The 23,464-nt window shown below is 66.5% G+C and carries 22 protein-coding genes; 15 read left to right on the forward strand and 7 right to left on the reverse strand.

The features are described 5' to 3' along the window. The first annotated feature begins 81 nt into the window (after positions 1-81). From JY500_RS20160 to JY500_RS20195, 8 genes are all read left to right on the forward strand, one after another. A complete protein-coding gene (locus tag JY500_RS20160; RefSeq protein WP_246479700.1) occupies positions 82-1,173 on the forward strand; it encodes an efflux RND transporter periplasmic adaptor subunit in 1,092 nt (363 codons plus the stop codon). A 170-nt stretch (positions 1,174-1,343) separates the two neighbouring features. After that, positions 1,344-2,135, forward strand: a complete 792-nt coding sequence (locus JY500_RS20165) for a nucleotidyltransferase domain-containing protein (protein WP_206254366.1) — start codon at positions 1,344-1,346, stop codon at positions 2,133-2,135. Between the two features lie 17 nt (positions 2,136-2,152). Then, complete coding sequence (locus JY500_RS20170; RefSeq protein WP_281391241.1) at positions 2,153-2,845, forward strand: ABC transporter ATP-binding protein; 693 nt, start codon at positions 2,153-2,155, stop codon at positions 2,843-2,845. 152 nt (positions 2,846-2,997) lie between these two features. Continuing rightward, positions 2,998-4,218, forward strand: coding sequence for an ABC transporter permease (locus tag JY500_RS20175; protein WP_206254367.1), 1,221 nt, complete (start codon positions 2,998-3,000; stop codon positions 4,216-4,218). Positions 4,219-4,231: 13 nt separating this feature from the next. Then, entirely contained in the window at positions 4,232-5,431 is a 1,200-nt protein-coding gene (locus JY500_RS20180) for an ABC transporter permease (protein ID WP_206254368.1), read from the forward strand. A 109-nt stretch (positions 5,432-5,540) separates the two neighbouring features. Then, a complete protein-coding gene (locus JY500_RS20185; RefSeq protein ID WP_206254369.1) occupies positions 5,541-6,971 on the forward strand; it encodes a diguanylate cyclase domain-containing protein in 1,431 nt (476 codons plus the stop codon). Between the two features lie 160 nt (positions 6,972-7,131). Then, positions 7,132-8,376: a hypothetical protein gene (locus tag JY500_RS20190; RefSeq protein ID WP_206254370.1), complete on the forward strand. Its 1,245-nt coding sequence runs from the start codon at positions 7,132-7,134 to the stop codon at positions 8,374-8,376. Between the two features lie 10 nt (positions 8,377-8,386). Further along, positions 8,387-8,797: a phosphate ABC transporter substrate-binding protein gene (locus tag JY500_RS20195; RefSeq protein ID WP_172202478.1), complete on the forward strand. Its 411-nt coding sequence runs from the start codon at positions 8,387-8,389 to the stop codon at positions 8,795-8,797. A 90-nt stretch (positions 8,798-8,887) separates the two neighbouring features. On the opposite strand, the gene JY500_RS20200 is transcribed toward JY500_RS20195, so the two are convergent. After that, entirely contained in the window at positions 8,888-10,501 is a 1,614-nt protein-coding gene (locus JY500_RS20200) for a methyl-accepting chemotaxis protein (RefSeq protein WP_206254371.1), read from the reverse strand. A gap of 248 nt (positions 10,502-10,749) precedes the next feature. Between JY500_RS20200 and JY500_RS20205 the strand changes: the two genes are divergently transcribed. The 3 genes from JY500_RS20205 to JY500_RS20215 are packed head-to-tail and all read left to right on the forward strand — an operon-like array spanning position 10,750 to position 12,403. Next, complete coding sequence (locus JY500_RS20205; protein WP_206254372.1) at positions 10,750-11,415, forward strand: YceH family protein; 666 nt, start codon at positions 10,750-10,752, stop codon at positions 11,413-11,415. Next, positions 11,412-12,146, forward strand: a complete 735-nt coding sequence (locus tag JY500_RS20210; protein WP_206254373.1) for a hypothetical protein — start codon at positions 11,412-11,414, stop codon at positions 12,144-12,146. Before JY500_RS20205 ends, JY500_RS20210 begins: the two co-directional genes overlap by 4 nt. Next, positions 12,146-12,403 carry a YkgJ family cysteine cluster protein gene (locus JY500_RS20215; protein ID WP_206254374.1) on the forward strand — a complete coding sequence of 86 codons (258 nt, stop codon included), beginning with the start codon at positions 12,146-12,148 and terminating at the stop codon, positions 12,401-12,403. Before JY500_RS20210 ends, JY500_RS20215 begins: the two co-directional genes overlap by 1 nt. Before the next feature lie 11 nt (positions 12,404-12,414). Here the strand turns inward: JY500_RS20215 and JY500_RS20220 are convergent, their stop codons facing one another. Further along, positions 12,415-13,422 (reverse strand): sensor domain-containing diguanylate cyclase, encoded by a 1,008-nt coding sequence (locus JY500_RS20220; protein ID WP_206254375.1) that lies wholly within the window; start codon positions 13,420-13,422, stop codon positions 12,415-12,417. A 136-nt stretch (positions 13,423-13,558) separates the two neighbouring features. On the opposite strand from JY500_RS20220, the gene JY500_RS20225 reads away from it, so the two are divergent. Next, complete coding sequence (locus JY500_RS20225; protein WP_206254376.1) at positions 13,559-14,599, forward strand: S66 family peptidase; 1,041 nt, start codon at positions 13,559-13,561, stop codon at positions 14,597-14,599. 52 nt (positions 14,600-14,651) lie between these two features. Here the strand turns inward: JY500_RS20225 and JY500_RS20230 are convergent, their stop codons facing one another. Beyond that, entirely contained in the window at positions 14,652-15,266 is a 615-nt protein-coding gene (locus JY500_RS20230) for an MliC family protein (protein WP_206254377.1), read from the reverse strand. Positions 15,267-15,530: 264 nt separating this feature from the next. On the opposite strand from JY500_RS20230, the gene JY500_RS20235 reads away from it, so the two are divergent. Both JY500_RS20235 and JY500_RS20240 read left to right on the forward strand, forming a co-directional pair. Further along, positions 15,531-15,932: a DUF488 domain-containing protein gene (locus JY500_RS20235; RefSeq protein WP_206254378.1), complete on the forward strand. Its 402-nt coding sequence runs from the start codon at positions 15,531-15,533 to the stop codon at positions 15,930-15,932. A gap of 92 nt (positions 15,933-16,024) precedes the next feature. Then, complete coding sequence (locus JY500_RS20240) at positions 16,025-18,961, forward strand: bifunctional diguanylate cyclase/phosphodiesterase (protein ID WP_206254379.1); 2,937 nt, start codon at positions 16,025-16,027, stop codon at positions 18,959-18,961. Positions 18,962-18,970: 9 nt separating this feature from the next. Here the strand turns inward: JY500_RS20240 and JY500_RS20245 are convergent, their stop codons facing one another. The 4 genes from JY500_RS20245 to JY500_RS20260 all read right to left on the reverse strand — a co-directional run bounded on the left by JY500_RS20245 (position 18,971) and on the right by JY500_RS20260 (position 22,437). Next, positions 18,971-20,404, reverse strand: a complete 1,434-nt coding sequence (locus tag JY500_RS20245; protein WP_206254380.1) for a M48 family metalloprotease — start codon at positions 20,402-20,404, stop codon at positions 18,971-18,973. Positions 20,405-20,564: 160 nt separating this feature from the next. After that, complete coding sequence (locus tag JY500_RS20250) at positions 20,565-21,128, reverse strand: peroxiredoxin family protein (protein WP_206254381.1); 564 nt, start codon at positions 21,126-21,128, stop codon at positions 20,565-20,567. A gap of 54 nt (positions 21,129-21,182) precedes the next feature. Then, a complete protein-coding gene (locus JY500_RS20255) occupies positions 21,183-21,728 on the reverse strand; it encodes a carboxymuconolactone decarboxylase family protein (protein ID WP_206254382.1) in 546 nt (181 codons plus the stop codon). A gap of 55 nt (positions 21,729-21,783) precedes the next feature. Further along, on the reverse strand, positions 21,784-22,437 hold the full coding sequence (locus tag JY500_RS20260) for a protoglobin domain-containing protein (protein ID WP_206254383.1): 654 nt from the start codon (positions 22,435-22,437) through the stop codon (positions 21,784-21,786). 144 nt (positions 22,438-22,581) lie between these two features. On the opposite strand from JY500_RS20260, the gene JY500_RS20265 reads away from it, so the two are divergent. Next, on the forward strand, positions 22,582-23,454 hold the full coding sequence (locus JY500_RS20265) for an AraC family transcriptional regulator (RefSeq protein ID WP_206254384.1): 873 nt from the start codon (positions 22,582-22,584) through the stop codon (positions 23,452-23,454). Positions 23,455-23,464 lie beyond the last annotated feature (10 nt).

The following is a 23,464-nucleotide window of genomic DNA, read 5'->3' on the forward strand; positions in this document are numbered from 1 at the left end:
CAATCCGCTGGCCGGAAACCGAACGGCACACGCCGACGCACTATTGCAATTGTGCTTGCGATCATCGTCGCTGGTGCGGTTATGACCGTGTTGCTTAACCGGCCCAAGCCGATCGCGGTCACCGTTGCCGAGGTGCAAGCCGGTCGCGTCGAGGCGACTGTCTCCAACACGCGCGCCGGGTCAGTCACCGCCTGCCGCCGCGCCAAGCTCGCGCCGCCCGCGGGCGGGCGCATCGGCACGCTGGCGGTGAAGAAGGGGCAGCGGGTGAAGGCCGGCCAGTTGCTGCTGGAACTGTGGAACGACGACTTCGTCGCCCGCGAACGGGTCGCGCGCGAGCAGCTCCAGAGCGCCCGCGCCCATGCGCGCGAGGCTTGCACTGTCGCCAATACCGCCGCCGCCAATGCACATCGCGCCCAACAGCTGCGGGACCAGGGCTTCCTGTCACCCGAGGGCATCCAGCGCAGCCAGTCCGAAGCCCAATCCACCGCCGCCGCCTGCGGCGCCGCCACCGCACAGATTGCCGAGGCCGAGGCGCGCATCGGTGCCTCACGCGCCGATACCGAACGGACCGTGCTGCGCGCACCCTTCGACGGCATCGTCGCTGAACTCAACGGCGAAGTCGGCGAGTACCTCACCCCCTCGCCACCCGGCATCCCGACGCTGCCAGCAGTCGACCTGATCGACGACAGCTGCCTTTACGTCAGCGCGCCGATCGATGAAGTGGATGCCGCGCGTCTCAAGCTCGGCATGAGCGCGCGCATCACGCTGGACGCCTTCCGCGACCGCCACTTCAATGGCACCGTGAAGCGCATCGCACCCTATGTGCTCGCACTTGAAAAACAGGCCCGCACTGCGGAAGTCGAAGTGCATTTCACCGACACCGCCGACGCGCAGGCGCTGCTCATCGGCTACAGCGCCGATGTCGACATCATCGTCACCACCCACGACCCCGTTCTGCGCGTACCGACCGCCGCAGTGATGCCCGGCAACCGGGTGCTGGCGCTCGGCGCAGACGGCGTGCTGAAGGAAGTGAGCTTCACGCCCGGTCTGTCGAATTGGGAGTTCACCGAAGTCGCGAGCGGACTCGCGAAGGGCGATCGCATCGTGACCTCGCTGGATCGGGCCGGCGTGAAGGCGGGCGCGAAGGCGGAAGTTGAGGTGGGGAAGAAATGATGCGGCGTCCTCACGACGTGACGGACCGACATCGAGCCTCCCGCTGCCCGTCCCCCGCGACAGGAACTGCCGTGCTAAGCCATGCTCCGATTGCGCAGTTGCGCCACACGCGCGGACGCAACGTCCGGCGAATCGATAATCCTCGGCATCTTCATCCCCGAATGCCTGCCATGGAATATCTACCTCACCACGCTGCCACGATCGATAAGGTCATCGCTCACTTCGCGCCGCTCCCTGAAGTCGAGGCCATCCTGCTCGCGGGTTCGATTGCCCACGGTTTCGCCCGCCCGCAGTCGGACGTCGACATCATGGTGGTCGTCGACTCGGCGCACTATGCCGAGCGTGTCGCACGGAGCGAGCTCACGTTGTACGACCCAACACTGAGCACCTACGAGGGCGGCTATGTCGATGGCAAGTTCGTCGACCAGGCATTCATCCGCGATGTCGCGGCACGAGGTAGTGACGCCGCCCGCTATGCGTTCAAAGACGCGCAGATCCTCCACTCCCGTGTAGAGGGTCTTCCTGCGCTGCTGGCGGCAGCAGCGCGCTTCCCGGCGGAACTCGCCAGCGCGCGCCGCGACCGTTTTCTGGCCCAGTTCGAGGCCTGGCATTGGTACGCGCACGAAGCGCTGGCCCAGCGAAACCCTTACCTCTGCGCACTTGCAAACAGCAAGCTCGCCTTGTTTGGCGCACGCCTGATCCTCAATGAACAGCAGCGCCTGTTCCCGTTCCACAAGTGGCTGCGTCGCGAGCTCGAATGCTGCGCAGACATACCGGATGACTTGCTTGAGCGCTTCGATGCGCTCTTCACTTCGCCGGGCAAACCCGCGGTCGATGCGTTCTACGCAACGATCAAAGCCTTCCGCGACTGGCCGCAAGCGGCGCAACCGTGGCCGATGCAGTTCATGCAGGACAGCGAACTGAACTGGCGCCACGGCTTTACGCCCGTCGACGATCTTTAGGCCCGAAAGCCCCCACCATGCAGTCGCCACGCACCCCGCTGATCAACCTCTCTGCCATCACCCGCCGCTTCACCGTCGGTGACGAAACAGTGCAGGCGCTGCGGGGGCTGGACCTCAGCATCGCACAGGGCGAGTACATCGCGATCATGGGCCCGTCGGGCTCGGGCAAGTCGACGCTGCTGAACGTGCTGGGCCTACTCGACCGGCCCGACAGCGGACACTACCTGCTCGATGGCAGTGACGTGACCGGGCTGGATGACGACGCGCTGGCGCTGGCGCGGCGCGAGAAGATCGGCTTCGTGTTCCAGTCCTTCCACCTCGTGCCGAGGCTGTCGGCGCGCGAGAACATCGAATTGCCAATGGTGCTGGCCGGCGTCGATCCGGCGGAGCGGGCCGAGCGCGTCGAGGTGCTGCTGCGCGACTACGGCCTTACGCCGCGCGCCGACCACCGGCCTAACCAGCTCTCTGGCGGGCAGTGCCAGCGGGTGGCGATTGCGCGCGCGATGGCGATGCGGCCCTCACTGATCCTCGCCGATGAACCCACCGGCAACCTCGACCGGCACACCGGGCAGGATGTCATCGCCCTGCTCGAAGGCCTGCAGGCTGCGGGCGCCACGCTGATCGTTGTCACCCACGACCCGGAACTCGGCCGCCGTGCGCATCGGCAGCTACACATGGTCGATGGCGAGATCGTTCAGGACGGGAACTGAGATGAAACAGCCCCCACGCTCACGTCACCGCACCAGCGCCGGCTTTGCACAGCCGGCCCGTTCCGCGAGCGCGAAGCAGTGCTTCGCGAAGTCCTCGCTCCACCCCCCCAAGGGGGCGCCTCAGCGCCTTCGGGCGGCCGGGCGGCGCTGAGATGCGCAACGGCGATCTGCTGCAGTACGCCGCGCGCGTGGTGCGCGGTGGTGTGGTGCGGACCACGCTGGTGCTGCTAGCGATGGGCATCGGCGTGGCGGCGGTGGTGCTGGTGAGCGCGCTGGGCGAGGGCGCGCGGCGCTATGTGGCCGACCAGTTCGGCGCACTCGGCACGAATCTGGTGATCGTGCTGCCGGGACGCTCGGAAACCGCCGGCGCCGGGCCTGCGATCGCGAGCGGCGAAACGACCCGCGACATCACGCTGGACGACGCGCTGGCGCTCTCGCGCAGCCTCGCGGTACGCCGCCTTGCGCCGCTGATCGTCGGCCTTGGCGCGGTGCGGGCGGCCGACGGCGCCGATGCCCGCGTGCGCGAAGGGCCGGTGCTTGGCTCGACCTCGGACTTCCTCGCGGTGCGCAACATGACGCTCGCGCAGGGCGTGTTCCTTCCCGCGGGCGACCCGCACCATGCACAACCGGTTTGCGTGATCGGGCGCGATCTTGCCAAGGAGCTATTCGGCACCCGCAGCGCGCTGGGCCTGTGGCTGCGCATCGGCGACCGGCGGTTCCGCGTGATTGGCGTGCTCGGCAAACAAGGCACCTCGCTGGGGTTCAACACCGACGAAGTGGTGATCGTGCCGGTGGCGGCCGCGCAAGCGCTGTTCAACACCGAGGGCCTGTTCCGCGTGCTGGTCGAAGCCAAACATCGCGATCAGGTGCCGCAAGCCAAGGCCGATGCCGAGGCGATCCTGATGCAGCGGCACGAAGGCGAGCGCGATGTCACGGTGATCACGCAGGATGCGGTGCTGGCGACCTTCGACCGCATCCTCGGCACGCTGACGCTGGCGATCGGCGGCCTCGCGGCGATCAGCCTCGCGGTAGCGGGCATCCTGGTGATGAACGTGATGCTGATTTCGGTGGCGCAGCGGCGCAGCGAGATCGGGCTGCTGAAAGCGCTCGGCGCCACCGCAGCGGAGATCCGCCACATCTTCTTCAGCGAAGCGGTGCTGCTCGCGCTGGGCGGCGCGGCAGCGGGCGTGGCGGTGGGGCTGCTGGGTCAGCAAGCGCTGGTGGCCGCCTTCCCGAACATTCCTTTCTCGGCACCCTGGTGGGCGCTGATTGCCGCGCCGGTCACAGCGGTCGTCACCGCCGTCGTGTTCACCGTGATGCCCGCGCGCCGCGCAGCGATGCTCGATCCGGTGCAAGCCCTGTCGAGGCGATGAGGCAGCCCTGAGCATGCGTACCGCCGACCTCACCCGCTTCACACTCAGCTCGCTCACTGCGCACCGGATGCGCACCGCGCTGTCGGCACTCGGGGTGGCCGTCGGCATTGCGGCGGTGATTCTGCTCACCGCAATCGGCGAGGGGCTGCATCACTTCGTCATCGCCGAATTCACGCAATTCGGCACCAACCTGCTGACAGTGCAGCCGGGCAAGAGCCAGACGCACGGGGCGCCGCTCGGCGGCATCAACACGACCCGCCCGCTGTCGATCGACGATGCGATCGCGCTGCGCCGTGCAGCTTGGGTGCGGGTCACCGATCCGCTGGTGCAGGGCAACGCGGAACTGGAGTTCGGCAAGCGCACGCGCCGCGTGGCCTTGTACGGCGTCGGCCACCGGTTCCCCGATGCACTGCAGATGAAGGTGGCGAGCGGCCAGTTCCTGCCGGATGACGATCCGCGCAACGCACGCGCCTTCGCGGTGCTGGGCGCCAAGGTGGCTCGCGAACTTTTCCCCGGCCAGCAGCCGCTGGGCGCGCGTATCCGCGTTGGCAGCGAGCGCTACATCGTGGTCGGCGTCATGGCGCCCAAGGGCCAGATGCTCGGCTTCGATCTGGACGACACCGCCTACATCCCGGTCGGCCGCGCGCTGGACATGTTCAACCGCGACGGGCTGATGGAGATCCACGTCGTGTATGAGCCGACCGCACCGGTGGACGACGTCGTGGCGAGCATCAAGCAGTTGCTGACGACCCGGCACGGCGGTGAGGACTTCACGATCATCACGCAGCAACAGATGCTGGACGTGTTCGGCACCATCCTCGACACGCTGACCTTCGCCGTGGCCGCGATCGGCGGCATCTCACTGCTGGTGGGCGGCGTCGGCATCCTCACGATCCTGACCATCGCGGTGTCCGAACGCACGGCGGAGATCGGCCTCTTGCGCGCGATCGGCGCCACACGGCGGCGCATCCTGTGGCTGTTCCTCGCCGAAGCGGCACTGCTCGCGGCGATCGGCGGCGTCGCCGGGCTGGTGCTGGGCGGCGGCATCGCTGCGTTGCTGAAACTGGCGGTGCCGGCGCTGCCGGTGAGCGTGCCGTGGCTGTATGCGCTACTGGCCGAGGGCGTGGCGGTGAGCGTGGGGCTGGCGGCCGGCGTGGCACCGGCGATCCACGCGGCACGGCTCGATCCGCTCGACGCACTGCGGGCGGAATAGCCACACCGAGAGCCGCGAATACTGTCTAGCCCCGGCCGATCGCGGTAGCATGGGCTACCCCTGCCTTGCGAGGCCGCCGATGCTGCTGCTCGCCCTGCGCCGAAATCCAATGTCCGCGATCGCCGCCGCCGTGGCGCTGTTCGTCGTGCTGGATATCAGCGTACTGGCGATCAACCTGTGGATCGCCCACGAGCTCGACCAGACCTCGATCGAGATCAACCTCGCCGGGCGCCAGCGGATGCTGTCGCAGCGCATGACCAAGGCGGCCTTGAAGAACGTCTCAGCGCCTGACGGCTCACGCATTGCGGCAAGCGAAGTCGAATTGCTCGATGCCGCCGTGCTGTTCGACGAGACCCTGCAAACCTTTGCCGACGGCGGCGAGCTGACCGCCGGCGACGGCCGCCGCATCCGCATGCAGGCCATGGAGGATCCGGTTGCGACCGAACTGGTGACCCAGGCCCGGACGCTGTGGCGCCCGATCATGCAGACGATCCGCAGCCTCGGCCTCGAAGGTGCGGCGCCGGCGCGGGAGCGGATCGCTCAGGCGCTGACCGACCACGAGGGCGAACTGCTCAACCTGATGAACCGGCTCACGACGCGGATCGAGACGGTATCGCTGGAGCGCACACGGGTCTTGCGCGGCATCCAGACCGGCGCCTTCGTTCTCGCGCTGTGCAACTTCGTGCTGGTGATCGTGCTGCTGATCGCACGCTATCGCGCCGCCAGCCTGCGCGGCGAGCAGTTGCAAGCAATGATCGACCAGATCGCAGCAGGCGTATGCCTGCTCGATGCACGGCAACACGTCACCGCAACCAATGCAGCGGCCACGACCATACTAGGCCGCCACGCGGACGAGATCGTCGGGCGCCGGGTCGACCACACGCTGCACGAGGATGCCGACCTCTGGCGCGGCGAACGTGCGGACGGCACGCCCTTTCACGTCGCGCTCAGCTACGGCGAGGTGAGCACCGAGCAGGGGCGGATTCCGCTGGTCACCCTGCTGGATATGAGCGAACGGGTCAGCGCCGAAGACCGGCTGCGTCAGCTCGCGCTGCACGATGCGCTGACCGGCCTGCCCAACAGGCGCATGCTGGACGACCGGCTGCAGATTGCCCTGGCGCAAACCCAACGCGCCAAACACAAGGTCGGCGTCGCCATGGTCGATCTCGACGGCTTCAAACCGATCAACGACCGCTACGGCCATGCGGTGGGCGACAGCGTGTTGCAAGCCGTGGCGCAGCGCCTGGCGGCCTGCGCGCGCGCGGGTGACACCGTGGCCCGCCTGGGTGGCGACGAGTTTGTCTGTGTGTTCTGCGATCTGGACGACCGCGCCGAACTGGACGCCCTTGGCGCACGCTTGCTCGACGCATTGGGGCAACCGCTCGCCCTCGGGGAGGTCAGCGTTCCCCTTTCCGCCAGCATCGGCGTGGCGCTCGCGCCAGATGACGCCACCAGCGTGGAACCCTTGCTGAGAGCTGCCGACCGCGCGATGTACGTGGCCAAGAACGCGGGTGGCCGGCGCATCGCGCACAACCGCTGAGATTTCCTCCCTGGACAACGCTCAAGTCTTGCAGGCGCTTGCCGCTAATCGTTACGGCAAGCAAAGCCGCACAGCGGCGCGAGCTCGGGATCTTTAACCGGCGGGACTTGCCGGACAAAGCGGGTAGCGGGGGCTGCCCGGTATCAATCTAGGGGGAAACATGAAAAAACGCATCGCAACGGCGGTCGCGCTGGCGCTCGCCGGGCCGGCCTGCGCCGCAGATGGCCAGTTCGACTGGCTATCGTTCTCGGGCTTCGGCACCTTGGGCGCATCGATGACCGACGACAAGGCTGTCGGATTCCGGCTGCCGACCCAGAAGAACGTCGAAGCCGATGAATGGGCCACCGACATCGATTCCAAACTCGGTGTGCAGCTTGATTTCAACCGCGGCGGCACCATCAGCGGCGTGCTGCAGGTGATCGGCGCGCAACGCAACGAGGGCAAGTACGAGGCAGAAGTTGAATGGGCCAACGTGATGTGGACCATCAACGAGAACTGGCGCGTACGCGCAGGTCGCATGGTGACACCGGTGTTCCTGCAGTCCGATTCGCAGAACGTCGGCTACTCGATGATCCCCGCCCGCTATACGCAAGAGATGCTGGGCAACTACCCGCTGAGCCGCCATGACGGTGCCGAGGTCATCTACGGCCGCGAAGTCGGTGCCGGGCGCCTGCAAGTCCAGGCCTTTGGCGGGGTCACGAAGTACAGCACCGCCGCGTTCGACTTCAAGGCCGACGCGATCTACGGCGCAGCCGCCACCTACAGCATCGGCCCATGGACTTTCCGTGCCAGCGGCACCGGCGTCAATCTGAAGGTCACCGGACAAGGTGCCGACAACCTCACCGCGGTGGCCAACGGCCTCGCGGCGGTACCGTCAGCACTCTGCGCGAATTGCGCCGAGGAATCGCAGAAGTTCAAGGACATCGTCGAGGGCTCGGGCGGCAGCTTCTTTGGCCTGGCCGCGACCTATGATGAGGGCGACTGGTTCGCGCAGGCCGAGTACGGCATCCGCAACGGCAGCGCGGTGATCCCGGACACCTCCGGCCTGATGCTGCTCGGCGCTTACCGCTGGAAGACGCTGACGCCCTACATCGGCTATTCGTACTACACCACCTCGGCGCCCGAGGGCCAACAGCTCACCGTGGCGAGCGCATCGCCCGTGTCAGTCAAAGGCCTCGCGGCGGCGGTGAACGGCATCTACGATAGCTTCGCGACCGATCGCTCGGTGATCACGATCGGCACCCGCTGGGACTTCTATCGCAACGTGGCGTTGAAGCTGCAGGCCGAGTTCGTGCAGCACGAGTACGAGAACAAGGCAATGGGTGGTTCATGGCCGCGTGTCGCAGGGACAACCTACGACGGCAAGGTGAACCTCTATACCGCTGCGCTCGATTTCGTGTTCTAGGAGGCCGACCATGACAAGCATGCGAAAGCTCTGTATCGCCGCCTTGCTGGCCGGTCTGCCGTGGGTCGCCAATGCCGAGGTGGTTGTCGCCGCTGGCGCGAAGTCGCCGCTTGCTGGCCTGAGCAAGGCACAGGTAGCGGATGTCTTCATGGGCAAGGCGAAAAGCGTTGGCGGCAACCCCGCTAAGCCCATCGACTACAACGGTTCGCCAAAGGATGAGTTCGCCAACGGCATCATTGGCAAGACGCCGGACCAGCTCAAGGCCCACTACGCCAAACTCCAGTTCACCGGCCTCGGTGGCGCCCCGAAGGAAGTCGGCTCGCTGGCGGAAGCCAAGAAGATGGCGGCGGACGACCCCTCGGTGCTGATCTACCTTGAGAAGGGTCAGATGGACGGTTCGCTGAAGGCTGTGTTCCCGTAAGCCGCGCCGCGAAGCACAAAGAAGAAGGCCCGCAGATTGCGGGCCTTCCCTTTTTCGGGGGCCGGCACAGCCCCCACGGACGACACCGTTTCAGATGCGGTACTTCGCGACCGCCTCCTGCATCTGGTTAGCGAGCGACTTCAACGCATGGGCTGCTTCCGATGTCTGCGCTGCCGACGCGTTGGTTTCTTCGGACACCTGGGCAATCCGCTCCACCTGCTGCGCGATGTTGGTCGACGCCGCACTCTGCTCGCGGATGGCGTGGGAAATGTCACCCACCATATTCACCACCTGCGCCGAACTGCTGCGGATTTCCTGAATCGCAGTGCCGGCTTCAGTCGCTTGCTTGACTCCGACCTCGACGCGATCCACGACACCACGCATCTGATCCACCGCGCCCTCGGCGCTGCTCTGGATCCGCCCGATCAAGGTGCTGATCTCCTGCGTCGAATGCGCGGTGCGTTCGGCGAGCTTGCGCACTTCATCTGCCACCACGGCAAACCCCCGGCCCTGCTCGCCCGCGCGGGCGGCCTCGATGGCCGCGTTCAAGGCCAGCAGGTTGGTCTGATCGGCCACTTCCTTGATCACCGTGACGACCGCATTGATGCTCAGCGCCTCGGACGCGAGCACCTCGATCTTCTGCGCCGCTTCGTGCACCCGATCCGCGATGCCGTTGATCTCGCCGACCGTGCCGTTGATCACGCCTTCGCCTTGCTGCGCACGCTCGCCGGATTGACGCGATTCGACCGCCGCATCGTTGGCGCGATCCGCCACATGGTTGATGCTCACCGTCACCTGCTCGACCGTCGCCGCCATCGCGCTCGACGCATCGCTCGCAACCCGCGCACCATCCAGCATTTCCTGCGCCGCGTGGGCGACGTCGCCAGCCTGCCGCGTCACACCCTCCGAGGCGGAAAGAATCTCGCGGAAGCTCACCTGAAGCTTGTCCAGCAGGCGGTTGAAGGCCTGCACGGTCAGCCCGATCTCGTCGTGGCTGCGCACCGGCACGCGGCGGGTGAAATCGAGTTCGCGCTCGATGGCCTCCACGGTTCGCTCCATCGAGGCCAGCGGAATCTTCACCGCGCGAATCACGAACACGCCGAAGGCCAGCAGCACGACGATTGCCGCCAGGTTCACGCCGATGCTCACCATCTGCGCGGTCTGCTGCGTGCTGTTCACCCGTGCTTCAGATTCGCGGAAGCTGTCGCCGTTGTACTTCGTGATCTTCGCCAGCGTCGCTTCCAGCTCCGCCGCCGTCGGCATCACCTTGCTGAACATCAGCGTGGTGGCTTCGTCTGCCTTGCCGCCCACCGACGCCTCTGCGGTTGCGTGGTAGGCATCGATGTACGCCTTGAAGTCTGCCTTGAGCTTGTCGTAGAGCTTTCGATCCTGCTCATCGCTGACCAGCGGCTCGTATTTGGCGATCAGCTTCGCGCCTTCGTTTTCGGTCAGTTTTGCCTTTTCGGCGAAGGCCTTTTTCAGGTCTGCGTCCTGCTCCATCAGCAGCGAGAGCAGTTGCGAGCGCAGGTCGCGGTAGTTGTTTCCGATGTCGCCGATCAGCATCAGACTCGGCGCCGCATTGGTCGTCAGCAGGTTGACCTCGCCGCGGATCTTCGCGAACGACGCAAAGGAAATCCCCCCGATCGTCAGCAGCGACGCCACCGCGATGGCGAGCATCAGCATCAGCCGTTTTGTAATCGACATGTTTTGGTCCGTCGTGGAATCAAGCGATGCAGGGCAGGCATGTGCTTGCCGCCCGGGCCCCCACCCGCGCGACAAAGCCCTCAAGGCGCGCCGCCTGTGGCGACACGCGAACAGCCCGGGCGCACCCACCCCCTTCCCAGACCGCTTACGCCCTTTCACGGCAGATGCTGCAACAACTTTAGCGGCAGAAACGAACACCGCTGCGCGCGATGGCACAATCCAAATCCCTAACCGTCAGGATGGTTCGCATGTCGCACCCGCTACCCCCCTTGTCCCTGCTCGAAACGCGCATCCTCGGCGTGCTGGTCGAAAAGGAACATACGGTTCCCGACACCTACCCGCTTTCGCTCAACGCGCTGGTCGCAGGCTGTAACCAGAAGACCAGCCGTGACCCGGTGATCGACGCCAGCGACGCCGACGTGCTCGAAGCGCTCGACAGCCTGCGCAGCCACACGTTGATCATGGAAAACTCCGGCGGCCGCGTCAGCCGCTACAGCCACAACATCGCCCGCGTGCTGCAAGTGCCGTCGCAAGCCGTGGCGCTGCTCACCGCGCTGATGCTGCGCGGGCCACAGACGGCCGCCGAGCTGCGTGCCAACTGCGAACGCCTGCACCGCTTTGCCGATGTGTCGTCGGTCGAAGCCTTCCTCGCCGAACTCGCCGAGCGCCCGGCCGGCGCCTTGGTCGTGGAGTTACCACGCGCCCCCGGCGCGCGCGAGAACCGCTGGGCGCACCTGCTCTCCGGCACGCCGGCAATGCCCACGACAAGCGCGACCCCCGCGAGCGGTGGCGCCGGACGCGACCCCTTGCTGGCCGACCGCGTCGCCCGCCTTGAAGACGAAGTGGCAACGCTGCGCAAACAGCTCGCACGCCTGTACGAGAAGCTGGGCGAATCGCCCGACGACGCGGCGTGATCTGCCCCTCGGACGAGTTGCCGGCCGGCTTAGCCGCGCCACGCCTGGCCAATCAGCTGCTGCACGCCAGCGGCGGCCTGCGCTGGCACCTGACAGCGCTGCGCCATCGACGCCGCGCCTGGCAGCCGTTCTGTGCGTGTGTGTCGCGTTGGCTGGCCGGCTGGCAGCCGGCGCAGGACAAGCTGCTGCTGGTCGGCCCCAGCGCCGGCTGGACACTGCCCGAAGCGTTCGTGCAGCGCTTTCGTGAAGTCCGCGTACTCGAACCCGACCCGCTTGCACGCCTGGTGCTGGCGCGGCGCCTCGCATCGAGCAGGCCGCACTTCGACACGCTGGATGCGTTTGCGCCGGGCGGGCTTGCCGCGCTGCGTGAGCGCTACGCCGACCATGCGATCCTGTTCTGCAACGTGCTCGGCCAGCTCGCTCCGGACGAAGAAAGCGCGGCCTGGTGCGCCGAGCTGCGCGCCACGCTGGCACCACTCGCATGGGCCAGCTGGCACGACATCGCATCGTCAGCGCGGGCGATCGACGCGCCTGACGAACAACTCGTTCCCGCGCATACCGGGTTCGACGCCCTGCTCGGCCGATTCTGGCGTGGTGGCACGCTGACGGTCAGCGACCACGGCAGCCTCACGCTGGCAGGCGGCGACTCCTTCCGCTGTGTTGGCTGGGTCTTGCGCCCTGGCCAGCACCATCTGGTGGGCTGGGTCAGCCACCAGCCGGAGGCCGACTGATGGACTGCCGCGCAGGCTGCGCCGCGTGTTGCATCGCGCCGTCGATCTCGTCGGCAATTCCCGGCATGCCTGCGGGCAAGCCAGCCGGCGTACCCTGCGTGCAGCTCGATGCGCAGCTGCGGTGCAAACTCTTCGGTGACCCGCGCCGCCCGGCCGTCTGTGGCGGACTACAGCCTTCTGGCGAAATGTGTGGCGACGACCGCGCCCACGCGCTGCAGTATCTGACCCGCCTGGAAGTCGCCACGCGCGGCGACTGAGCGCGTCGGCGTCAGTTGGTCCGGCCCGAATGCGCCGCACCACGCTGCTGGCGCTTCGCGGCATACATCCGGCGATCGGCAAGGTCGACCAATGCATCGATGTCGCAACCATCGTCCGGCATCAGTGCATGCCCGATGCTCGCGCCCACTTCGATGACGCGCCCTTCGAACATCAGCGGCGAGCCGAGCGCAGACTCGAGCCGCGCCACGGCGGCCTTTGCGCCCTCGGGCGAATCGACCGGATCGAGGATCAAAGCAAATTCGTCACCCCCCAGCCGCGCCGCCAGATCCGACTGGCGTGCGCAGGCTTTCAGGCGACGCGCGAACTCGACGATCAGCGCATCGCCCGCGCGGTGGCCCAAGCCATCATTGATCTGCTTGAGGCCGTTGAGGTCTGCCACCAGTACGCCGGCGCGCATGCCCTCGCGACCTGCGCGCACGCCGATCCCTCGCAGGCGGTCCATGAACAGCGACCGATTGGCGAGGTCGGTCATCGCATCGTGGGTGGCGCGGTAGAACAGCGCGTCGGTGTCGTACTTGGCGGCATGAAACATCGCCGCCGCCACATGTTCGGCAAGCAGGTCGAGCAAGCGCTGATCGGATTCCGTGAACCCCGCTACGCGGGCTGACATCGCCTTGAGAACCCCCACCGTGCTATCGCCATAGCGCAGCGGCAGCACGATCATCGAGCGCAAGCCGACGCGCCGGCAGGCGGCCTTGTCGGCACGCGAATCGAGCTCGGTATCGTCACAGCGCACCGCTTGCCCGAGCGCCACGCACGCACCCGACAGACTTTGCCCACGCGCCAGGCGCAGGCCGAGAAAGCGCTGCGCAATCCCCGCACTCGCGCGGTAGACCATGTCGTCTCCCTCGGCGAGCTCGATGGCCGCGCCGTCCGCGCCGATCAGGCCGAGCGTGCGCTCGACCGCATGTTGCATGACGCTGCCCAAGTCGGCGCCAAGGCGCGCGATCTCGGTCTGGATCGCGATGATCTCCAGCAGCTTGCCCGTTGAGAACATCCTTCCCCCTTTGATTTGGCCGACCGATGCGCTCCGCCTCTTCTTCGTTTATAGCGGATTGCGGCAAGGACGGGTGGCACTGATCACCTGACTTGGCACATGTCGGCCGCGCGGCTCACATGGCAGAGTGACGCCCATGATTCGCTATCCCTCCCCCTTGCGCGCCGGCGCGCGTGTCGCGGTGACCGCCCCCTCGTCCGGCGTTGGTGCTGACTGCCATCGCCGGCTTGATCTCGCGCTCGCCTGGTTGCGGCAGCAGGGCCTCGTGCCGGTCGAAGGCCACTGCCTGCGCACCCAGCACAAGCAGGCGAGTGCGCCTGCACCACATCGCGCCGCCGAGCTGATGCATTGCCTGCTCGCGACGGAGATTGCCGCCGTGATGCCGCCCTGGGGCGGCGAGCTCGCGATCGAAGTGCTGCCCCGCCTCGATTGGGCGGTGCTCGATGCCGCAGCGCCAACCTGGCTGCTTGGCTACTCCGATACATCGACCCTGCTGATGGCCCTGACCCTCAGGCTGCGTTGGGCTACCGCACACGGTGCCTGCCTGATGGATCTGGTGCCGGGCCAGCATGATCCGCTGATCGGCGGCTTGCTGCCGGCGCTGGCCACCGCGCCGGGCGGGCGCTTCACGCAACGCAGCTCCACTGCGTGGCAAGCCGACTGGGGTGACTACACGATCCACCCGGAGCGTGTATTCGCACCGCAGATCCCCACCCGGCTCGCGCTGCTGGATGTAAACCCCGGCCGTGCGGTGCGTTTTTCCGGGCGCCTGATCGGCGGTTGCCTGGACACCGTCCGCAACCTTGCCGGTAGCCCCTGCGGCGATGTACCGCGTTTCGTGCGGGATGCCGGCGATGCCGGCGCAATCCTGTATTTCGAGAACTGCAACCTGCGCCCGAGCGAGTTTCTGTGCGTGCTGCAAGGGCTTAAGCTCGCCGGCTGGTTCGACGGGCTTGCGGGCGTGCTGGTGGGCCGCAGCAGCGCCGGCGACGTACGCACCGCGGAATGGCTGAACCAGCGCGAAGCACTGGTTGCCGGGCTGGCGGATCTGCCTTGCCCGGTGATCATCGGCTGCGACATCGGCCACATGCCGCCGCAGTGGCTGCTGGTGAACGGCGCGCTGGCCGAAGTGCGCTACGCCGAGGGCGCCGCGGAGATCGAGCAACGCTTCGTCTAGGCGCCGCCACCGTCAGTGATTGCAGCGCGGCCGCGGATTCTGCCGCCGAGGATCAGTTCGCTTTCTTGCAGACCATCTCCGGCGCCTCGTAGCCCCAGACCACGCGCACCTCGCCCTGATGCTCGGCGAGCGTTTCATTGCGTCCCTGGTAGCGGGTGCCACTGCCGCTGACTTGCTGGAACATCAGTGAGCTGCTGTCACCGCGCTCTGCGATCAGCGTCGACGGTTCGGTCTTGAAGTAGGTCACGACCAGCTCGTTGGCGGGGTTCCCGTCACAGGCGAAGCGCAGCGGCCCGATGCTGTCGACCAGGCGGTAGCGCGCCTGCAGTTCGGCGATGCGCCGCTGATACTCGTTCTCCACACAGGCATGCGCGTTGTCGCTCTTCCAGCAGTCGTCGCGCCCCTTCACCCAGCCGCGTTGCTCAGCCTTGAGGGTGTTCGGCTTCTGGTTCTTGGCCTTGGCCGCGGCGGCGGCATAGACCGAAGCCAGCTTTCGATCCAGCGCGGACAAGGCTGCGTCTGCGCACACCATGGCTTCGATACTGCCCGCCTTGACGTTCGTGCACGAGAACGACGGCCCCTGCGCCGCCGTAGCGTTGCCCGCTGCAACAAGACCCAGCAACGCCAGACATGCGCCGAGATGAACCTTTCCGTGTTTCGAAGACATCGTTGACTCCTTTCACAAGGCGGGCACCGTCGCCCGCTCTGAATTTGGTGACGAGCGCTGCATGCTGTCACGATGCGGCTGGCGAACCAGCCCCTTCGGGGCCATCGGTTTTGCGTTGCGCGCCATCGCGAGCGCGGTCGGCGCGTCTTCGCGTTGAAGCTGGATTGTCGGATCAAAAGCCCGCGCGGGCCACCTTCACTTTGCTGGCGAGTGCAGCGCAGAATGCGGCCAATCGCTTATCGCCAACCCAGGGAGCGCCGCATCATGGCCGTACGCATCGTCAGACTCGGCAGCCCACGCGGCACCAACGAAGGCATCCGCATCGGCACCGTGCGTCGCCCGCCACGCGGCGTGCCGAAAACTGAATTCGCGTCGCAGAACTGGTACGACGTGTGGTTCCCCAATCTGGCACCCAGCGTCGAAACCATGAAGCTCGGCCAACAAGCCTCGACGCCGGCCGAATGGGCGGCCTTCATCAAGAAGTATCGCGCCGAAATGACTGCGCCCGAAGCGAGCCACGCGCTCGCCCTGCTCGCCGCGCTCTCGCGCCAGAGCGACTTCTCGGTCGGCTGTTATTGCGAGGACGAAGCCCACTGCCATCGCTCGGTGCTGCGCGAACTGCTGGCCGAAAAGGGGGCGCTGCTGGCGGACGCGCCTGACGGTTGAGCCGCGGGCGCCGGCACCCCACGCCGCGCAGCCCCGGCGCCTTTCTTGATGCACGACGCATTGCGCAAAACCGGGTTTGCTAGATTGGAGACATGTCGGATCAACACCGATCGCCCCGCAGCCTGCTCTTCGTGCCGTGGATCATTCTTGTCCTCGGGCTGGCGCTGACTTATGCGCTGCAGCACAACGCCAGGGAAGCGAGCCGGCATGAGCTGCACGATGAGTTCGAATTGCGCGCCGCAGGCATCGTCGACGATATCCAGCGACGCATGCGCACCTACGAGCAGGTGCTGGAAGGCGCCAGCGGTTTGTTTGCCGTATCACCGCAGGTCGAACGCGAGCAGTTCATCACCTACGTCCGCGCGCTGAAGCCCGAAGGCAAGTATCCGGGCATCCAGGGCGTCGGCTTTGCGCAACTGATTGCGCCGCAGGACAAAGCGCGGCATGTCGCGGCGATGCGCGCATCGGGCATTGCGGACTACGACATCCGACCCGCCGGCGAGCGCGAGCGCTACACCGCCATCGTCTATCTGGAGCCCGCGAACTGGCGCAACCAGCGCGCGATCGGCTACGACATGTACGCAGAGCCGGTGCGCCGGACCGCCATGGCCGCCGCACGAGACGAGGAACGCACGCGGATCTCCGGCCGCGTCACGCTGGTGCAGGAAACCAAGGATCAGGTGCAGCCAGGCTTCCTGATGTACCTGCCGGTCTATCGCCCGAATGCCCCGCACCAGACGCTCGACGAGCGCCGCGCGAATCACCTTGGCTGGGTCTACGCGCCGTTCCGCATGTACGACCTGATGGCTGGCATTCTCGGCGCCGAGCAGGGCGAAGTCAGCAAGCTGCTGGATCTCGAAATCTATGACGGCGATCGCGTCGACGCCCCCGCGCTGATGTACGACTCGGACCATCACGCCGCTTCGGTGGCTGCACCACTCTTTCGCTCGACGAAGACGATCCCGCTATTCGGTCAGCCCTGGACAATACAGGTCAGTTCGCTGCCCGCCTTTGAGGCCCGGCTGGCGAGCGAGGCCGCCAACATCCTTGCGATTGCGGGCACCTGCGGCAGCACACTGCTGGCCCTCGTCGTGTGGTTGCTGGCAACCGGGCGCGTGCGCGCACTGACCCTTGCCGGCAACATGACCGACGAACTGCGCGCGAGCAACCTTGCACAGATCCGGCTCAACCGTGCGTTGCGCCTGCTGAGCGATTGCAACACGACGCTGGTGCACGCCGACGACGAGTACAAGCTGCTGGCCGAGGTCTGCCGCCTGTGTGTCGATCGCGGCGGCTATCTGATGGCCTGGGTCGGCTATGCCGAGCATGACGACGCGAAGAGCGTGCGACCGATCGCACAGTCCGGCTACGAAGACGGCTACCTCGACGGCGTGAACATCAGTTGGGCGGACAACGAGCGCGGCCGCGGGCCGACCGGCACCGCGATCCGCTCCGGCAAGACCTGCGTCAATCAGGACGTGCTCACAAATCCCGGTCTTGCGCCCTGGCGCGAAGCCGCGATCCAGCGCGGCTACCGCTCCAGCATCGCCCTGCCACTGATCGGCAACACGCACCTGCTTGGCGCGCTGACGATCTACTCCCGCGAGCGAGACGCCTTCGACAAGGAAGAGGTATCGCTGCTGGAAGAGCTCGCCACCGATCTTGCGTACGGCATCGTGACACTGCGCACCCGCGCAGATCACGCCGCAGCCAAAGAGCAGGTCGAATTCCTCGCGAACTTCGATCCGCTGACCCAGCTGCCCAATCGCATGCTGCTGCGCGATCGCTTCGAGCAGGCCGCGCAGCTCGCCGAGCGGGACGGCACGGCGCTCGCGATGCTGTACCTCGATCTCGATCACTTCCAGCAGATCAACGACAGCCTCGGCCATGAGGCCGGCGACAAGGTGCTCGGTGTGGCCGTCGAGCGTCTGCGGCATTGCGTGCCCGCTGCGGCAACGATCAGCCGGTTGGGCGGCGACGAATTCGTGATTCTCTTGCCGACGCTGCATGACGCCACCGATGTCGGCACCCTCGCGAATGCGATCCACGACATGTTCGCCGAGCCGGTAACGATCGACGGCAACCCGCTGACCGTCAGCTTCTCGATCGGCGTGAGCCTGTACCCGAATGACGGGCAGGACTTCGACACGCTGCTCAAGCGCGCCGACACCGCGGTCGACAGCGCGAAGGAAGCCGGGCGCAACACCTACCGCTTCTTCAAGCGCGACATGAACCCGGATCTGCTGGCACAGATGCGCATCACCGGCGCACTCCCGGGCGCCTTGAAGAACCGCGAGTTCCTGCTGCACTACCAGCCGCAGGTCGATCTCCACAGCGGGCGCATTGTCGGCGTCGAGGCGCTGGTGCGCTGGCAGCACCCGGTCGACGGCTTGATCGCGCCGGGCCGCTTCATCCCGCTCGCCGAACGCAGCGGCTACATCGTGCAGCTTGGCGAATGGATCCTGCGCGAAGCCTGCCGGCAGGCCAATGCGTGGCGGGCCCGGCATGAACATGCGCCAATCGTCGCGGTGAATTTCTCGGCGCTGCAGTTCAGCCGCGGCAGCGTGGTCGACTGCGTGACCGGCGCCCTGGCGGAGTCCGGCCTGCCGGCGGGGTTCCTTGAGGTGGAACTCACCGAGTCCCTGCTGCTGCAGGATCTGGAAGCCACGATGACGACCCTGCATGTGCTCAAGGGGCTTGGCGTGAAGCTCTCGATCGACGACTTCGGCACCGGCTACTCGAGCCTTGCCTATCTGAAGCAGCTGGCGGTGGACAAGCTGAAGATCGATCAGTCCTTCGTGCGCGACATGCTCAGCGGCGCCGACGGCGAGTCGATCGTGAAGGCCATGATCCAGCTCGGCCACGCGCTCGATCTCGAAGTGATTGCCGAAGGCGTCGAGACCAGCGCACAGCTTGGCTTCCTGCGCGCGGCCGGCTGCGATCAGGCGCAGGGCTACCTGTTCGGCCGCCCCGAGCCCGCCGCGGCACTCGACGCGCTGCTCACGCGCGGGGTCGTGCCGCTGCCGTAGCGGGCAAGCTCAGCGCGGCGCGCGATATGCGGTGCGCACCGGCACCTTGACCCATTCGCCACCCTTGAACTGAACGCTCTCGGTCACGCCGTTCATGGCGGCGAGCACGGCGGCCGCCACCGAGCCCCCCGCCCGCTTCGACACCGCGGGCAGGGTTTCGCCGCTGCGTGCGCCCAGCACGCGCAGGCGCAGCTCCGAGATCGACGCGCGCTCGTTGTCGCTCAGCGGCCGCAGGCTGTCTGCAATGCTGCGCACCAGGGCACGCTGGCTATCGGGCGCGAGGCCGATCATCTGATAGATCTTGTGATCCATCACCAGCCACAGGAAGTACAGGTGCACCGGCTCCTTGCCGCTTTTGTCGGTGAGGTAGAGCGCCTGCGCCGGCAAGCCGCCCGCTGTTTTGCCCTCGATCTGCTGCGGCGTGCTGCGGTACTTGCGTGCCAGCTTCTCGGAAAACGCCTTCGCGATCTTCGGCAGATCTTCGGCCGTGCCGTCGCCGGCGAGGCCGAACGCGGCGATGCCATCCTTCGTCGGCGCCATCGCGTTCACCGTCTTGCGCGTGTTCTCGACCAGCCAGCCCTTCGGAAACACCAGCCGGAAGCCCAGCGCCGGATGCACGAAGGTTTGGTCATGCACAAGCCCTTCGGTCGGGTCCGGGCCGATCAGCAGACCATCGAGCTTCTTCATGAAAGCCGCTTCATCGGCCGCCACATGAGGCGCCGCGGTGGGCGTCAGTTTCGCCGCATTGCGGCTCAGCGTGGCCACGCGCTCCGGTGTCGAGGGATGGCTGTCGAAGAAGGTCGGCGCGCGCTTCTCTTCCGTCATCGTTTCGATGAAGTGCTCCATGCGGTCGAGAATGGATGCGATGGCCTGCGGGTCGTAGCCGGCAGCAGCGGCGAGCGGCTGGCCGAGCGCATCGGCTTCGCGCTCCTGGTCGCGGCTGTATCCGGCGGCAACCGCTTCGAAAGGCTTGCCGGCCAGCGTAGCAAGGTCATCGCTGATGATGCCGCCGACCAGCTCGCCCGGCAGCGCGAGCAGACCGAGCCGCCGCTCCTTCTTCATCTGCCGCACCGAATGGCGACGCTCGACATGCTGGATCTCATGCCCGAGCACACCAGCAAGTTCATCCTCCGAGCGCAGCAGCGACAGCAAACCGCGCGACACATAGATGTAGCCACCGGGCACCGCAAACGCGTTCGGCTCCACCTGATCCACCACGGCGAATCGGTAGTTGAACTGGCGATTCGGCAGCGCCGCAGCAACACGCTGGCCCACGCTATCGACGTAAGCGGTCAGCGCGGGGTCGTCGACCAGCCCCATGTCGTTCGCGACCGACTGGGCCGCCTGCTGCCCCATCTGCCGATCAACCTCGGTGCTGGGCATTCCGACACAGGCGGTCACCACGACCGCCGAACACATTGCAGCGAACAGTTTCTTTTGCATGGCGCCTTCCGTGCGCGTAGTCACTCTGGCCGCGATCCGATGTGCCGCTTGGCACGCGGACTTGCGAGCTCACTCGAAGACGTGAGTTTAACGAGCGCCACGGCCGATGACACGATCAGGCGTACCGGGAGCCCGACACACCGATCGCCAACAGACCCACTCATCCAGCTTGGCCCGACACGGCATCGTGTGCGCACACACCTGACGGGCAGCCGCCGGCCACCCCGGCGGACGCAGTGACGCCGAGCGTGTGCGGCGCTTCCAGCAAGGCACCGATCAGCGCGCCAACCTGCAGATCGTCGGCATGGCCAAACAGGGTCGAACGAAGCCGCCCGGCGCGATCGATGATGATCAGGCTCGGTGTGCCGCGCAGCCCGTAGGCCTGCATCGTGAGCGGGATCGGCGAATCGGCGGCGGGCTGATCCACTGCGATCGGAAATTCCAACCGGTATTCGTGGATGAAGGCCGCCAGCGCGGCCTCGGTCATCACCGCATGGTGCTCGAACACGCTATGCAGGCCGATCACGCTGACGGCTCGCGTACGGAAGCTCTGGGCAATACGCTGGGCTTGCGGCAAGCCGTGTGCGACACAGCCCGGGCACAGCATTTGAAAGGCGTGCAATACGACAACCCGGCCGCGCAACGATTCGAGCGTAAGCGGCGACGCCACGTTGAACCAGCGGCTGACGTGCAGGGGTGCTGCCAGGGTAAGGGGTGCATTCATGGTGTGCTCCATGCAGGCGGACGGCGGCATGCATCTGCGCCGCCCGCCCACCGATCAGGCGGCGTGACGCAGGCGCACCGGTGCAAAATCCAGCGGCACGGCGAACGCCAGGTTCACGTAGTTGGTGAAGAGGTTCAGCGCGACATGGGCGAGGATCTCGACGATGCGCTCGTCATCGAAGCCCGCCTCACGCAACGCCGCTAAGTCGGCCGCATCGGCGCGGCCACGCGCATCGACCAGCTTCAATGCAAAGCGCAAAGCCGCAGCGGTGCGTGGATCGTCCGACTCGCCGGACTGCGCCGCACGCATGGCGTCCGCGCTCAGGCCGGCGCGGCGCCCAAGTGCCGTGTGGGCCGCGAGGCAGTAGTCGCAGCCATTGCGGTCGGCCACCGCGACGGCGATCTGCTCACCCAGGCGCGCGCCGACCACGCCAACTCCCAGCGCAGCGAAGGCACCCCACATGCTCTGCAAGGCCGCTGGCGCGTTGGCCACGGCACGAAACATGTTGGGCGTGCTGCCGAAGGCCTGCGTGATGGAATCGAGCAGCGCCTTGCTGGCGGGTGCGGCGGCGGCCGGATCTACGAGGGGAATGCGGGACATGTCTTGCTCCTTGCGGGGTGAGGTCGGGTCGGAAAACGCAGCGCAACGTTGGCGCTCAGAACTGCCCATCGCGCACATAGGGGTGGCTCCAGAGAATGGTTTGCAGCAGCACCGCCTTGACCCAGGCGGCGTGCATCCGCTCGACCTCGCTCGGCGAAGCGCCCTTGCTGGCCAGGAACGGTTTCAAGGTGGTGGTGACCGGAATCGTCAGCGCGGAGAGGTAGCGGAAGTCGATTTGCGCAACGCTCCTGGCGCTATCCGTGCGGTTCTTCTTCAGCCGCGAATGACGCAGGCCGATTTCGTACTGGTAATCGAGCCAGCGCTGGTCATAGTTCGCGTCCGCGGTGTCGAGAATCCACTGGCCGAAGCGCTTCCGCACCGCGGCCAGATAGGCAGCGTCCGGCTTGCCGGCGGCGTCGCTGAAGTAGCGAAGCAGCTCCGGTGTGCTGGCGACGAAGCCGTACCAGACGTCAAGAATCGCGTCGACCTGATCGGCCAGGATCGGCTTGCTCTGGCGAAGCGCCAGCGCGTCGTCGTCCGAAAACAGCATCACCTTCTTCAAGGCCGCCAGGTCCGCCTCGGAATACGGCGCCCGGGCGACTTGGGGCTGGCCAAGGCTGTAACCCGGAATCGTCGGCTCGGGCGCCGACCAGGCCGGTGACTGCAGCAACAACATGGCGGCCAGGCAGGCCAGTGTGGTGTGTTTCATAAGCACTCCTTGCGGTGGATGACGGGAAGCTGGCCGGCGCCACAGATACCGCGCCAACCAGCACAGCTGCAGTCTCACCGAGCGCGGCGTACGATTGGTATCCTTGCGTTCTTGATATCAACCATTCCGTTCACCGAGATCGCCATGGAGCAAGGCCTTGATCGTCTGTCTGCGCTGCTGGAGCGATTCAGGGTGCGTGCGCATCTCTTCCACAACGGGCCGCTGTGTGGTGTCAGTCGCTTTGCCGCCGAACCGGGGCGGGGCTTCCTGCATGTGATGCGAAGCGGGTCGATGGTGGTGACCCATCGGCCACGGTCTGGCGCAGCGCGCCGCATCGAAGTCAGCGAGCCGAGCCTGCTGTTCTATCCGCGTGCGATGGCGCATGAGTTTCACAATGCGCCCGCAGAGGGTTCGGACTTCACCTGCGCCACGCTTTCGTTCGATGGCGGTGATGCCCACCCGCTCGCGCGTGCGCTGCCCGCCGTGATCGTCTTGCCGCTCGCGCGGGTTTCCGGGCTGGAGCACACGCTGGCGCTGCTGTTCGGCGAAACCGAGCGGGTACGCTGCGGGCACCGCCTGCTGGCAGACCGCTTGTTCGAAGTGCTGCTGCTACAAGTGCTGCGTTGGCTGATGGATCACCCCGGCGAGGGCGGCATATCGCTCGGGTTGGTGGCCGCCCTGGGCGACCCGCGCCTCGCACGGGTGCTGACTGCGATTCACGAGCAACCGGGCGCGGCCTGGGGCCTTGAGTCGATGGCGGCGTGTGCCGGCATGTCACGCACGGCGTTTGCGCTGTGTTTCCGGAATGTGGTCGGCGAGACGCCGGCGGAGTACCTGGCGCAGTGGCGACTTGCGATTGCGCAGGCGGAGCTACGACGCGGTCGCCCGCTGAAGGTCATCGCGAACGAGCTTGGCTACGCAAACGCGAGCGCGTTGTCCCGTCGCTTCGCGCAATCGCTGGGCTGCTCGCCGCGCGGATGGGCGAAGCAAGCGGTGCCGAACGCCGACCCCGCCTGAGCAAACGACA

Source organism: Niveibacterium microcysteis (assembly GCF_017161445.1).
In the GTDB taxonomy this organism is placed as follows: domain Bacteria; phylum Pseudomonadota; class Gammaproteobacteria; order Burkholderiales; family Rhodocyclaceae; genus Niveibacterium; species Niveibacterium microcysteis.